Consider the following 13083-nt stretch of genomic DNA (forward strand, 5'->3'; position numbering starts at 1 on the left):
CATTTCATACTTTACTATAGCGTGAGACACGCCAAATTTTTCACTTCATTTTACATCTTTAAAGCGTATATTTCTAGCCATTTCCATTCTATTAGCTTACTAAACACTATGGACTATGATTTACTAACAAGTATACCATTTTCTTTATGCGCTATTCATTTGCTAGGAATTCCTCAAAGATTTTAGTTATATCAGACTGTTCCCTATCTCTTTTAATACTATTTTATCTTTTATCTACACTATTACTTTAACACCAAAATAAAGCAGGTTGACGAATGAAGATCTTCGTAAACCTGCTTTAATACATTATTCTGTTAAATTTTGAGTGGTTACAAATTGATGATACTTTTCATGTTGATTCATAAGTTCGGCATGCGTACCTTGTCCCGTCACTTGCCCTTGATCCAGGAAGATAATTTGACCTGCTTTTTTAATAGTAGAAAGTCGGTGCGCAATTACAATAGTTGTACGTCCTTTCATTAGTACTTCTAATGCTTCTTGTATTTTTTGTTCACTTTCACTATCTAGGTTTGCTGTTGCTTCATCAAGTAGTAGAATATCTGGATTCTTAACGAAACTACGAGCGATATCGATACGCTGTCTTTGACCCCCTGATAGTTTTAAGCCACGTTCACCAACGAAAGTGTCATACCCATCATCAAACTGCATGATAAAGTCATGGCAATTCGCTAATTTAGCGTACTCAAACAATTCTTCGTCAGACACTTCACGGTTAATACCGTATAATATATTGTCGCGAATCGTACCATTCATCATTGAATTAGACTGCATTACGTATCCAATTTGATTACGCCAATTCGCTATAGGAATATCATAAATACTTTGATTCCCATATTTGATATCCCCTGATTCGATTTCATACATGCGTTCTATTAAGTTGAAAATCGTACTTTTACCTGAGCCAGATGGACCAACAAAAGCACTTACTTCTCCTTGAGGAATATGGAAAGAGACATCTTTCAATATATCTTTAACGTCATATTTGAAATTCACGTCTGCAAATTCTAATGCTCCAGAAGCGATATCCACATGACTGACTGGTTCTAAATCAATCATTGGTTCTACGGGTTCTTGCATAATTTCATAAATTCGACTACTTGCACCGACAGCTTTTTTATAATCTGTAACAAGCGTAGTAAGGTTCATCAATGGCATAGATAATTGCATTACATAAAAAATCATAGCAATCAACGCCCCTGCAGTGATGGCTCCTGTGGCAATTCGAATAGCGCCAAAACCTAAAATAACCGCAATCATTAGTAACATTATAACGCTTGAAATAGGTTGAATCACAGCCGTGATTTTAGCTTGTCTTAAACCAAGATGATAGATTTCACGTAAGTTGCTATGCGCATTATCTAATTCTTGACGCTCTGTATTAGACACTTTAACCAAACGCATTTCTGTTAACACTCGACCTAATAACCCACTGAAATTAGCTATCTCTGATTGTGTATTTATCGATATTTTTTGCATTTTGCGACCTAATGGAATCATTACTGCCATAAACAATGGAATTGCGATAAACGTTAACAACGTCATTTGCCAATCCATAATAAATAACATAATGATAGACCCAACTAATGTAATGACTGCAGGCAAGAGTTGTGGTAATTTTTGTGAAATAAATTCATTAATCACTTTTGTATCATCCGTTAAACGACTCATTAATTGACCACTTTCATTTTTATCAAAAAATGGCATTTTTAATTTAATAATATGTTCCCACAATAATGAACGAATATCGTAAATCATTTTTTCACCAATTTTACTTAATAAATAAATACCGATACCACTAAGTAAAGCGTTGGCGATAAAAATACCTGCAAATAGAATGACGATATTCCAATTAATGCTACTAGTTGAAAATTTATCAACTAAACGACCAGTAAATAATGGGATAAGCAAACCACTAATACTTCCTAAAGAAGAAATAATAATGGCTGCAATAATTAACCCATATGGCCACGACAAACGTTTAAATAAGAAAAATAATGGATTTTGTCCTTTCATAAATTAGCCCTCTTTTATATTCATATTTAATTTAATACTTAAAACTTATAATTAATTTTTGAAACTTTGAAGTGTAAAAATTATATTTCCCACAAGTTTTCGTTATGATAGAATACTTTCATTGACAATTTTTGTATAAAGGAAAGATAAATAAAATGAAACGAATAATTTCTCTAATTTTACTCATCTTCTCTACGGCTTTCATTATATCACCTATAGCTAAAGCCGCAGACAATGAACTTAGCCCTACAGAAATTACACGTCAATATGGTTATCCCAATGTAACAGATGCCTATCAACCGAAAGGCGCCGTCAATGTGAGCCAATCAGGACAAATATTATATCAATATCATGCCGATAAAAAATGGTATCCTGCCTCCATGTCTAAGTTAATGACGATGTATCTCACATTAGAAGCCGTTAAACGTGGTGACCTTTCTTTAAATGACAAAGTACATATTACGCAAACGCATTATCAAATGTCAACTTTACCAGAATTAAGTAATACTAAATTATATCCTGGCGAGACATATACCATCGCAGAACTTCTTCAAATCACTGTTTCAAATTCAAGTAATGCGGCTGCTTTAATTCTTGGTGAAGAAGTATCTGGTAATTTAAATAACTTTACTGACTTAATGAATAAAAAAGCGAAAGAAATTGGTATGAAAGATACTCACTTCGTAAACCCTACTGGTGCGATGAATAAACGATTACGTGACTTTGCACCTTCAAAATATAAAGATCAACAAAATAATGTTTCTTCTGCAAAAGATATGGCTATCCTAGATCAACACGTGATTAAAGATACACCTAAGATTTTAGACTTTACAAAACAACTCGCTCCTACGGTACATGATGTAACCTATTATACTTTTAACCACTCTTTAGAAGGAGCGAAGATGAGTTTACCTGGCACCGATGGATTAAAAACAGGTTCAAGTGATATTGCCGATTACAACCATACTATTACTACAAAACGTGGTAAATTACGTATTAATCAAGTCATTATGGGAGCTGGTGATTTCATTAATTTAGGTGGCGAAATGCAACGAAATATGATTGGTAATGCCTTAATGAATCGCTCATTTGATCAATATGAATATAAGAAAGTATTATCAAAAGGCACACATCAGCTAAATGGCAAAAAGTATTACGTATCTAAAGATTTATACGATATTGTTCCAACAGAAATGAAAAAAGAGGATTATAAATTTGTGATTGACAACGGTCGCGTACATCTAGAATATCCTCGTCAGTTTTTAACTAAAAATGATGGCCCTCCTAGCGCAAAAGTGACTCATTCAGTTATTCATCGAACAGATTCAATCGCTCAAAATATATGGAAAACACATCCTATCTTAACTTTTACAGCTTTAGGATTGCTTGCTATAGCCTTTATTTTAGTCATTTATTTAATTTTACATCGCATTTTCAAACAGAAGCATTAATTAAAAAAGAAGAAATCCACATTTTCACTTAAAATAGAGGAAATGTGGATTTCTTCTTTATACTTGATATTATTTAACATCTTTACCGTATAATTCTTGTTTAATTTTAGTTGTTGAGATACCTTCTGTACGTTTTAGATAAATCACTTCACATTTGTCTTTTAAGAAATCAAATTCGCCTTCCCAGTCGTGCCCCATTACAAAAACATCAACATCATAACGATCAACATCGATTTCTTTTTGACCCCAGTCACTTTCCGGAATAACTAAATCTACATAGCGAATAGACTCTAACATCATTTTACGTTGTTCAAAATCATAATAAGATTTTTTGTTCTTAATTTGATTAAACTCATCTGTGGATAACGCAACGATTAAGTAATCGCCCATTTCACGAGCTCTTCTTAATAACTCTATATGGCCATAATGTAATAAATCATAAGTACCATAAGTAATGACTCTTCTCATTATTTGTTATCTCCTTTACAAAATTTTTAATGAATTTTCATAATCTTAATTTAGCATAAATAAAATTTACATACCATCTTTTATAAAAACAATCATTTTAGGTAATCTGATAACACTTTTCTTGGAATTTAAATCTTTAATCTAAGAGAATCAGCGTTTAAGTATTCGTTTTAGGGACTGTTTACCATTGAATGCTGCTTTTTTAGGTAATACTTGTGCTTTGAATCGCAAATACCCCGGGCGTCCTATTCCTACATTGATAAGTGTTTGTCGCCAAATCTCATACGTCTCATGCGTCCATTTTGTTGCGCCTTGTTCGACCGCTCCAACAATTCTAAATAACGCGTCTCCTGAATATTCTGTATGCTGCATATCTTTAATATAGCGTGTGACTTGTTCAATAAATGGCATTGTCACTTCACTATTTTTCAAAAGATAAGCTTGAATTAAGTAACTTACAATCAAGTCATCCATACGATAACTGTAATATGCTTTTTCATTCGTTAATAACAACATTTCCATTACGCGATGACGTACTTTACGCGCGTCTTCTATATAAGATAAAAAGGTATCCGCACGCTTATCTGTTACAGATCCTTCTCGCTCGTTATACCCGTATACGAGAAGAGGTATTAACTGAATATCTCGCGCAGTTAAATAGGCACGGGTGATAAATGTATGTTCTTCACAAAATACCACATCTTCATCAAATCTTAATGCGTTAAATTTAGAATTAAATAATTTCCCACCTGGGCCAATAGATTGTAATATCTCAGGCGCTTCGGCAAGTGTAACCACGCTCTCGCGATTAATCTCTTCATGCGTAGGCACGACTTTCCAGTCTCCGTTTACACCACGACCAATTTGCCCAATAACAATATCGACCTCTTTATTTTTCTCATAATAATCAATCATTTTGTCTAATCTGCCTGGCAAGAATTGATCATCCGCATCTAAGAACATAAATGCTTCAACATCATCCGACATTGAGGCTAAACCAAAATTTCTACTCTTAGCTGCCCCTGCATTCTCTTGGTTGTAAACCATCATATTTTTAACTTCTCTTTGTAACTGCATTAACATTTGCTTCGTTTGATCTGTAGAGCCATCATTAACACAGATAATTTCAACTTCATGTTTTGTATCAATTGATTTAACCGCTTTTCGAATTGTATCTTCTGCATTATATACTGGAATAATCACAGCTATTTTCATGCTTTCACCAACTTTTCAATAAATTCTATGATTTGTTTTAAACTTTTAGAAGTATTGTATCGATGCCAATCTTTAAATAATGGCTGTAATGTATCTTCACTATTTTTTATTTTGAAAATTAATTCCTCTTCACTAAAGACTTTATAATGTTGAGGGATTTGTCTATAAAATTGATTTAAACCACGTACTTTCTCATATTTATCTTCATCGTACACATAAAATAAGACGGGTTTATTTAACAAGCTTGCTTCAATAGGTAAAGAACTATAATCACTAATAATCACATCTGCCATTGTCATTAATTCAGAAGTAGATATTTCTGAATGATGCCCAGAAATTGAGGGATGCAATTGATTAATTAATGTATAATTTGACAACTTACTTTCAAAATGCGCATTATCTAATTGGCGATTATCTTTCGCATCTTCACGATAAGTGGGAACATATATCGCCAATTTATTAGTAATATTATAATGCTCTTTTAAACGCGCTTGTTCAGTCTTAAGGTTGAAATTTAAATAATTCATTAATCGTGGTAAGCCAAAACGTAGCATTTGGTTATCTGTAGCTTCGAAAGCTTCTTTAAAACATGTCACCATTTCTTCTCCACCGACAAGATAATAGTCTGTAGCTTGGTATACACGTTGATATTGGTTAACCATTTTTTCATTATTTAAATCTACTTGATGATCCGTTAATCCGAAATTCTTTAACGCACCTGACGCATGCCACGTTTGAATAATGGATTGACCATCTTTTTTAGCATAGCCACCTAACATTAAATAGTATGTGTCAATGACAATAACCTTTGCGCTACTTAACGCTTTAATATGTTTGATAACATGTTTATTTCCAGCAGGTAAAAAAGTAACATGTTCAAATTCTTTTAATCGCTCTTGCTCATTCCCATTCGCTATCACTGTAAGATAATACCCTTTACTATCTAATGCTTTAATAATAGGTAACACATCTTGTGGGAATGTCATCATCACTACAATATGGGTGTTTTTTACTTTTTTACTTTTAAAAATTAAGTTCAATATCACAATCATTATCATATAAATGTTTTTTATAATTAATCGCATACGTCTACCTCCCACCTTTTCAAAAAATAAAAATAAGAAAATGTTCTTTATATATAAAACAGGCTGGGACAAATATAAAATGTCTCAGCCTTAGTTTACATTTATAAGAAATCTGCAAAGTGATCTCGATATCTACGATGTAGAATTGAACCTAAAACAAAGAAAATCAAGATAACTATTATGTTATAAAGGAATAATTTCCAATGTTCAAGGAAGTACCATTCATGGAATAAAATCGCTGCACGATAAGATTGTGCTAAGAAATATACAGGATTAAATTTCATAATTTCATTAATCACACTGCTAATGCCTTTATCTTTAGGAATCCATAAGATTGGTGACATGTAGAATAAAATTCTTAATAATGCTTGCATAACCATTTGGGTATCACGTACGATGATGCCCAATGTCGAAGTGAATAATGCAACGGACGCAGTAAAGAAAAATGTGAGTGGTACATAGATAAGTAATTGCACAATGTGTATAGATGGAAAAATGCCATTACCCATACAAATAGCGATAATAATAGCCAATAATCCAATATGACCATAAAACTTACTTGTCACAATATAAGTAGGAATAATGGATAATGGGAAATTCATCTTCGCAACCTGATTAAACTTCATAGATACAGATTTTGTACCTTCGAGAATACCTTGATTGACGAAGAACCACATACTGATACCTACTAACAACCATAAAATAAATGGTACACCATGAATTGGCGCATTACTTCTAATTCCCATACCAAATACAAACCAATAAACCATTATTTGGAGGGCTGGGTTAAGTAATTCCCACGCTACACCTAAGTAGTTATTATTATTTGTAATTTTGATTTGGAATTGTGCGAGTCGTTGTACTAAATAGAAATTTTTTATATGTTCTTTAAAAACAGAGCCTACTGCCGACATTGAAATAAACCACACTTTCATTTAAATATCCACGATGGCATTTAAATTCTTTAACTTATCATTTGAATACTTACATTCATTATATATAACATTTCTCGAAAAGTTTAATATAATTGAAGTGTAGAGGTATATTATTTTATATACTGATATTTTCTTATTTAAAAATGGTTCTTATGTAGAATATTCATTTTCAAAAAAGAAAAATTATCTCCTATATTTACAAAAACTATACAAAATCACTTATACACTTTACACTAGGTTAATAAATTTAACAACTGTTGTGTGATGTATTATAATCTATATAACTATCTGTAAGGAAGGAATACTTATGAGCGTATCTGTTAACATTAAAAATGTGACAAAAGAATATCGCATTTATCGCAATAATAAAGAGCGCATTAAAGATGCCTTAATACCTAAAAATAAGAATAAAACGTTCTTTGCTTTGGATGATGTATCTATTACAGCCCATGAAGGCGATGTAATTGGGTTAGTTGGTATTAATGGATCTGGAAAGTCTACATTAAGTAATATGATTGGAGGTTCATTATCCTCTAGTTCTGGAACGATTGAGCGTCATGGAGAAGTAAGTGTCATCGCCATTAATGCAGGACTAAATGGTCGCTTAACTGGTGTAGAAAATATTGAGTTTAAGATGCTTTGCATGGGCTTTAAAAAGAAAGAAATTAAACGACTTATGCCTCAAGTTATTGAATTCAGCGAATTAGGTGAATTTATTTATCAACCAGTTAAAAACTATTCTAGTGGAATGCGTGCGAAATTAGGATTCTCAATCAACGTTACGATTAATCCAGATATCTTAGTCATTGATGAAGCTCTCTCAGTAGGAGACCAAACTTTTACCCAAAAATGCTTAGACAAAATATATGAATTTAAAGAAGCAAAGAAAACCATCTTCTTTGTCAGTCATAACATTCGACAAGTGCGTGAATTTTGTACTAAAATTGCCTGGATTGAAGGCGGTAAATTAAAAGAGTTTGGCGAATTAGATGATGTGTTACCTAAATATGAACAATTCTTAAAAGATTTCAAGAAGAAATCAAAAACAGATCAAAAGAAATTCAGACAACAATTGGATGAGAAGCGTTTCGTTGTAAAATAAAAACTATTTATAACTCAAAATAAATAAATTTTATTATTTATTTTGAGTTTATTACTTTAAAAATCAAGTTAAAAGTACTACTATAAATAATAGAACTTATGAGTAATTTTCACATATAAAGAAGGTGAACATCATAGCCTCAGTAAATAAAACACAACAATTCGCCAATTTAGTGCGTGCTTATAGAAAATCTTATATTGGTAAAGGTCCTGAAAATATCAAAGTTTTCTTTAAGGATAATTGGGCTATATGTCACATGACTGGAAGTTTAAGTAAAGTCGAGAACTTTTATTTGCAAAATAAAGATTTTACGACTATGCTTAAACAAGGACGTACAGAAGAAATCAAAGACTTGTACAAACGTCAACCTCCAAAAGAAATGGAAGAACTTGTTGACGCTAAATTTGTAAAGCTTTTTACTGACGTTGATTTAGAAAGTGACGAAGTCATTTCAATATTTGTTTTCGATCAATCAATTGAAGACTAATACTTCAATTTTATATAAGATACATAATTTAATAATATTCAACATTAAAGATAAGATGATTTAAATCGTCTTATCTTTTCTGGGATTGGTGTAAGGTACTCGGTGCTGTTTGCTAACCCTCTTGTTTGAAACTTTTTATTTCATTTAAGGAGGTGATTACGCAAATACGTATCGGGTTATTTTTTTAACGTTATAAGTGCTCTCAACATTGAATTACTAGATAAACTAGAAAAATTCTTAATTTAGGAGTGTATATTTATGAAAATAGTAGCATTATTCCCAGAAACTGAAAAAGGCTTAGATAATCAATTATTAAATACTGAGAAAGCAATCGGTCTTAGAGATTTCTTAAAAGATACTGAACATGAATTAGTTATTTTAAAAAATGGTGAAGAAGATTTAGACAAACATCTAAGTGATATGGACATCGTAATTAGTGCACCATTCTACCCTGCTTATATGAGCAAAGAACGCATTGAGAAAGCACCAAATTTAAAATTAGCAATTACTGCAGGTGTTGGTTCTGACCACGTTGATTTAGAAGCAGCTAGTCAACATGATGTTGGTGTTGTAGAAGTAACAGGCAGTAACACTGTCAGCGTTGCTGAACATGCAGTGATGGACTTATTAATTGTATTACGTAATTTCATGGAAGGTCATCGTCAATCAGTTGAAGGTGAATGGGATTTATCTAAAGTAGGTAACCAAGCACGTGAATTACAAAATAAAACAATTGGTATCTTTGGTTTCGGACGTATCGGCCAATTAGTAGCTGAACGCTTAAAACCTTTCAACGTAACAATCCAACACTATGACCCAATTAATCAAAAAGACAATGAAAACTCTAAATTCGTTGAATTTGATGAATTAGTTAAAACAAGTGACGCTATCACAATTCATGCGCCTCTTACTCCTTCAACAGATAACTTATTTGATGAAGATGTATTAAGTAAAATGAAAGAAGGTAGCTACTTAGTTAATACAGCTCGTGGTAAAATCGTTAACACTGAAGCATTAGCTGAAGCAGTTAAAAAAGGACATATTCAAGGTTATGCAGGTGATGTTTGGTACCCACAACCAGCTCCAGCTGATCACCCTTGGAGAACTATGCCACGTAATGCGATGACTATTCACTATTCTGGTATGACTTTAGAATCTCAAGCACGTATTGAAGACGGTGTAAAAGATATCTTAAACCGCTTCTTTAACAACAAACCTTTCCAAGATAAAGACATCATCGTTTCTAGTGGTAAAATTTCAAGTGCTAGTTACACTGCTAAATAATAGTATTTATAAACGTTAAATTGACTAATCATTTGCATAAAAAGATGATTCCCTGTAGTCTTTTATGCTTAATTTGCTTAAACTTAATCCTAGAATTATAAAACCCTAAAAAATTAAAACGTAATTTATTAATATAGATAATTAATGAGTTATAACTTATAGATGAGCCATAATTGTCACCATAAGTTGGAAAACTCAAAATTAAAATTAAAAGTTAAGCGTAGACGTAGCTCTTTGAGAAATATTGATTCTTCCCCAATTCAAATCAATTGAACCAAAGATTTACATCCTATAGCTGACTCGCAATCACTAAATTCTAATATATAAATGATTATATTGAATCATCAAACTTTCCCTGTTAACTTGATGATTTAATATGAAAATTTCTCCCCTTAATAAATAGAGGAAGATGGTACTCCCTGGCCATCTTCCTCTAATTTTTGTTTTTTTTCTTATTTTTACGTTGAATTTTTAATACTTTATACATAAATTTAGGTATGCTTGTCATACGCCCTAATCGTCTCCAATCAATTAAGAGACGAAATACCCATTCGATATTTAATTTACGAAATAATTTAGGCGCACGTTTTTTTTCACCACTAAATACTTCTAGAGATCCCCCCACGCCCATCAACAATGTATGTTCAAAGGAATGTTTATGCTTTTGAATCCACTCTTCTTGTAATGGGAAACCCATTCCTACAAAAATATAATCAGGATTAAAGCGTTTAATGCGCTTAATTACTGTTTCATCATTTAAATCAATAAAGCCATGATGGTGGTCAAACTGAGCTTGAGGATACCTGTGTTGTAATTTTTCTTGAGCTTGAGCAACAATGTCTTTCGTTGAACCTAACAAATATACTTTTTGATGATTAGCATTTGCTATTTTCATACAATGATTCATTAATTCAATGCCTGGTATTCGACGTTTCAATGGTGTTTTTAATCTATTTGAAGCTTTGACTATTCCTGTACCATCCGGAACAATATAATCCGCTTGATTAATTAATTGTCGATACGTTACATGTTCAGTAGCATAATCAACAATTTCAGGATTAGCCGTCACAATAAATAAATTTTCGACTGTTTCTTCATAAAAAAAGTTTTTTATATTTTCAATCATATCAAGCATCGTTACATTATCGAAATATACGCCTAAAATATCTACTTTTTGAGTTTTTATTTTTATTTGATCACGCATTTAAGTAATCTCCTTACTCTCCAAACAATTTCGTATTCATATATTATATGAGAATTTAAACTATATGAACACTTTTTTCTTAACAATTTTTTTACAATCTTAACATTTCAGTTATGCAGTTGATAAATGACTCTAAAAATAGGCCTAAAGTCCAAACGCTAAACTAAAGTATTTCGCTTATAATAGATATTATATACATGAAGTAAACGAGGTTGATTATGCTTTATTTAGAAAATTTTTTTACTACGACGTTTAACTTAAATATTTATTTAATCGTTATTATAGCTATTCTTTATATTTTTATCCATCATAATAGGCAACATGTTATCAATCAATATTTAGATATTTATTTTAATTATATTCCTGTCTTAACACATGAATTTGGTCATGTCTTATTTAATAAAATCAGCGGTGGGAAAGCAAAAGATTTAGTAATAGTCATGCGCCCAAGTGAACGACTACAAACTATGCAACAAGGTTATGCGATTACGCAATCAAAGCATTTAATAGGTCAATGTATTACCACTTTAGGCGGTTACGTTATGCCTCCACTCATGCTTTTAATCGGCTTAAGTGCAGCGCATTATAATCATCCTAGCCTCTTCTTGACTGCATATATATTTATTTTTATTTATTATTTGTTTTTAACTTCTAGAAAAGTATCTCCAATTATAGTGCTTATCATATTAGCTAAACTTTTATACTTTTTAATACAACATGATAACCAAACATTAATCTATTATGGTGTTTTACTAAGTTATCATATGATATTAGGTCTTTTACTAGGAGAAGTTTTACAATCCAGTTGGACAATTTTTAATCTTACTTTTCAAAAGCCAACACCAAGCTGGGATGGCCATACTTTAGCAACCATGACCCGCCTTCCAACTATCCTATTTAGCATATTATGGATAACAATTAATTTCTTCTCCCTATATTTAATGTTCAAATTTACAATCTAGAAAGCTAGATTTAATACGAAAAACCTCCGATAAGAAGTTGTCGAATTCTTATCGGAGATAAATTTATAATTTAATATATGAATTTTTTACTATTACATTTAAACATGCTCTGCAAAAATATTCATTGCATTATCATAGCTTAAGATTGTCACTATTTCGTTATGTTTAACAATAATGACTTTATTTGTTTCATCTTTAGTCACGATTTCAACTTCATTGCCAATTGAAATATCCTTGCTTGAAAGATAAATCAGTAATTCTGTTTTATCACGTACACGTTTAATATAAACACGATCACCAGGTTCAAATTCAAGTAATGAGGTTGTAAATTTTTCAATAAAATGATGATCACGCGGAATGATACCACCGTGCGGACAGGTTTCAGGATAATCTAGTATCTTATCCAATCTTTCGACAAATAAATCAGAAACACGATGTTCTAGAATTTCCGCTTCTTGATGCACTTCTTCCCAATTATATTGTAAAACTTCTATTAAAAATAGCTCCAACAGACGATGTCGCTTAATGATATCCAACGTATGCTTCAAGCCTTCGTCCGACAACTTCACACCTTTATAATGTTTCGTTTCGACATAACCCGCTTTTTCCAAACGCCCTACCATTTCACTAACTGAAGGAGGCTTAATATTTAAATACTGAGACAATTTCTTATTTGAAACAAATGAGTGATCACCATCATTCGCTAATATCGCTTTCAAATAATCCTCTTTCTCTTCAGTTAACATTATTTCACCTCACCTAAACATTCACTTTATTGTATCACGAATTGCACGCAAATGTTATTGACTAACTTTTTTGAAAAGACACCAATTATAATATTTGATGATTAAATTTG

General features: G+C 31.8%; 12 protein-coding genes. 5 read left to right on the forward strand and 7 right to left on the reverse strand.

Features of this window, described 5'->3' with window-relative positions:
* Positions 1–306: 306 nt before the first annotated feature.
* Complete coding sequence (locus MT340_RS10715; RefSeq protein ID WP_243589945.1) at positions 307–2034, reverse strand: ABC transporter ATP-binding protein; 1728 nt, start codon at positions 2032–2034, stop codon at positions 307–309.
* Positions 2035–2189: 155 nt separating this feature from the next.
* Here MT340_RS10715 and pbp4 point away from each other — a divergent pair, with 155 nt between their 5' ends.
* Positions 2190–3485 (forward strand): penicillin-binding protein PBP4, encoded by a 1296-nt coding sequence (pbp4, locus tag MT340_RS10720; RefSeq protein ID WP_243603858.1) that lies wholly within the window; start codon positions 2190–2192, stop codon positions 3483–3485.
* A 69-nt stretch (positions 3486–3554) separates the two neighbouring features.
* On the opposite strand, the gene tagD is transcribed toward pbp4, so the two are convergent.
* The 4 genes from tagD to MT340_RS10740 all read right to left on the reverse strand — a co-directional run bounded on the left by tagD (position 3555) and on the right by MT340_RS10740 (position 7167).
* Positions 3555–3953 carry a glycerol-3-phosphate cytidylyltransferase gene (gene tagD / locus MT340_RS10725; protein ID WP_243589947.1) on the reverse strand — a complete coding sequence of 133 codons (399 nt, stop codon included), beginning with the start codon at positions 3951–3953 and terminating at the stop codon, positions 3555–3557.
* Between the two features lie 150 nt (positions 3954–4103).
* Positions 4104–5168, reverse strand: a complete 1065-nt coding sequence (locus MT340_RS10730; protein ID WP_243589948.1) for a glycosyltransferase family 2 protein — start codon at positions 5166–5168, stop codon at positions 4104–4106.
* The gene (tarB, locus tag MT340_RS10735) at positions 5165–6253 is read right to left on the reverse strand and encodes a teichoic acid glycerol-phosphate primase TarB (protein ID WP_243589949.1); all 1089 of its coding nucleotides are present in this window, start codon (positions 6251–6253) and stop codon (positions 5165–5167) included. The genes MT340_RS10730 and tarB overlap by 4 nt, the downstream gene beginning before the upstream one ends.
* A gap of 101 nt (positions 6254–6354) precedes the next feature.
* Positions 6355–7167, reverse strand: a complete 813-nt coding sequence (locus MT340_RS10740) for an ABC transporter permease (RefSeq protein WP_243590270.1) — start codon at positions 7165–7167, stop codon at positions 6355–6357.
* A 328-nt stretch (positions 7168–7495) separates the two neighbouring features.
* On the opposite strand from MT340_RS10740, the gene tagH reads away from it, so the two are divergent.
* The 3 genes from tagH (at position 7496) to MT340_RS10755 (ending at position 10061) form a co-directional block, all read left to right on the forward strand.
* Positions 7496–8290 (forward strand): teichoic acids export ABC transporter ATP-binding subunit TagH, encoded by a 795-nt coding sequence (tagH, locus tag MT340_RS10745; RefSeq protein WP_243589950.1) that lies wholly within the window; start codon positions 7496–7498, stop codon positions 8288–8290.
* A 124-nt stretch (positions 8291–8414) separates the two neighbouring features.
* Positions 8415–8777 (forward strand): Na-translocating system protein MpsC family protein, encoded by a 363-nt coding sequence (locus tag MT340_RS10750; protein ID WP_243589951.1) that lies wholly within the window; start codon positions 8415–8417, stop codon positions 8775–8777.
* A gap of 258 nt (positions 8778–9035) precedes the next feature.
* On the forward strand, positions 9036–10061 hold the full coding sequence (locus MT340_RS10755) for an NAD-dependent formate dehydrogenase (RefSeq protein WP_243589952.1): 1026 nt from the start codon (positions 9036–9038) through the stop codon (positions 10059–10061).
* Positions 10062–10494: 433 nt separating this feature from the next.
* Here the strand turns inward: MT340_RS10755 and tarA are convergent, their stop codons facing one another.
* Positions 10495–11265 (reverse strand): N-acetylglucosaminyldiphosphoundecaprenol N-acetyl-beta-D-mannosaminyltransferase TarA, encoded by a 771-nt coding sequence (gene tarA, locus MT340_RS10760; RefSeq protein ID WP_243603859.1) that lies wholly within the window; start codon positions 11263–11265, stop codon positions 10495–10497.
* A gap of 218 nt (positions 11266–11483) precedes the next feature.
* On the opposite strand from tarA, the gene MT340_RS10765 reads away from it, so the two are divergent.
* Positions 11484–12227: a M50 family metallopeptidase gene (locus MT340_RS10765; RefSeq protein WP_243589953.1), complete on the forward strand. Its 744-nt coding sequence runs from the start codon at positions 11484–11486 to the stop codon at positions 12225–12227.
* Positions 12228–12325: 98 nt separating this feature from the next.
* On the opposite strand, the gene MT340_RS10770 is transcribed toward MT340_RS10765, so the two are convergent.
* Positions 12326–12973: a metal-dependent transcriptional regulator gene (locus MT340_RS10770; protein WP_243603860.1), complete on the reverse strand. Its 648-nt coding sequence runs from the start codon at positions 12971–12973 to the stop codon at positions 12326–12328.
* Between the last annotated feature and the right edge of the window lie 110 nt (positions 12974–13083).

This window comes from Staphylococcus sp. NRL 16/872 (assembly GCF_022815905.2).
In the GTDB taxonomy this organism is placed as follows: Bacteria; Bacillota; Bacilli; order Staphylococcales; family Staphylococcaceae; genus Staphylococcus.

What these genes read in the sequence shown, in the direction of transcription:
- MT340_RS10730 (WP_243589948.1), bottom strand. Translation starts at nt 5,168, where the DNA reads ATGAAAATAGCTGTGATTATTCCAGTATATAATGCAGAAGATACAATT.
- tagD (WP_243589947.1), bottom strand. Translation starts at nt 3,953, where the DNA reads ATGAGAAGAGTCATTACTTATGGTACTTATGATTTATTACATTATGGC.
- tagH (WP_243589950.1), top strand. Translation starts at nt 7,496, where the DNA reads ATGAGCGTATCTGTTAACATTAAAAATGTGACAAAAGAATATCGCATT.
- MT340_RS10740 (WP_243590270.1), bottom strand. Translation starts at nt 7,167, where the DNA reads ATGTCGGCAGTAGGCTCTGTTTTTAAAGAACATATAAAAAATTTCTAT.
- pbp4 (WP_243603858.1), top strand. Translation starts at nt 2,190, where the DNA reads ATGAAACGAATAATTTCTCTAATTTTACTCATCTTCTCTACGGCTTTC.
- tarA (WP_243603859.1), bottom strand. Translation starts at nt 11,265, where the DNA reads ATGCGTGATCAAATAAAAATAAAAACTCAAAAAGTAGATATTTTAGGC.
- tarB (WP_243589949.1), bottom strand. Translation starts at nt 6,253, where the DNA reads ATGCGATTAATTATAAAAAACATTTATATGATAATGATTGTGATATTG.
- MT340_RS10755 (WP_243589952.1), top strand. Translation starts at nt 9,036, where the DNA reads ATGAAAATAGTAGCATTATTCCCAGAAACTGAAAAAGGCTTAGATAAT.
- MT340_RS10715 (WP_243589945.1), bottom strand. Translation starts at nt 2,034, where the DNA reads ATGAAAGGACAAAATCCATTATTTTTCTTATTTAAACGTTTGTCGTGG.
- MT340_RS10770 (WP_243603860.1), bottom strand. Translation starts at nt 12,973, where the DNA reads ATGTTAACTGAAGAGAAAGAGGATTATTTGAAAGCGATATTAGCGAAT.
- MT340_RS10765 (WP_243589953.1), top strand. Translation starts at nt 11,484, where the DNA reads ATGCTTTATTTAGAAAATTTTTTTACTACGACGTTTAACTTAAATATT.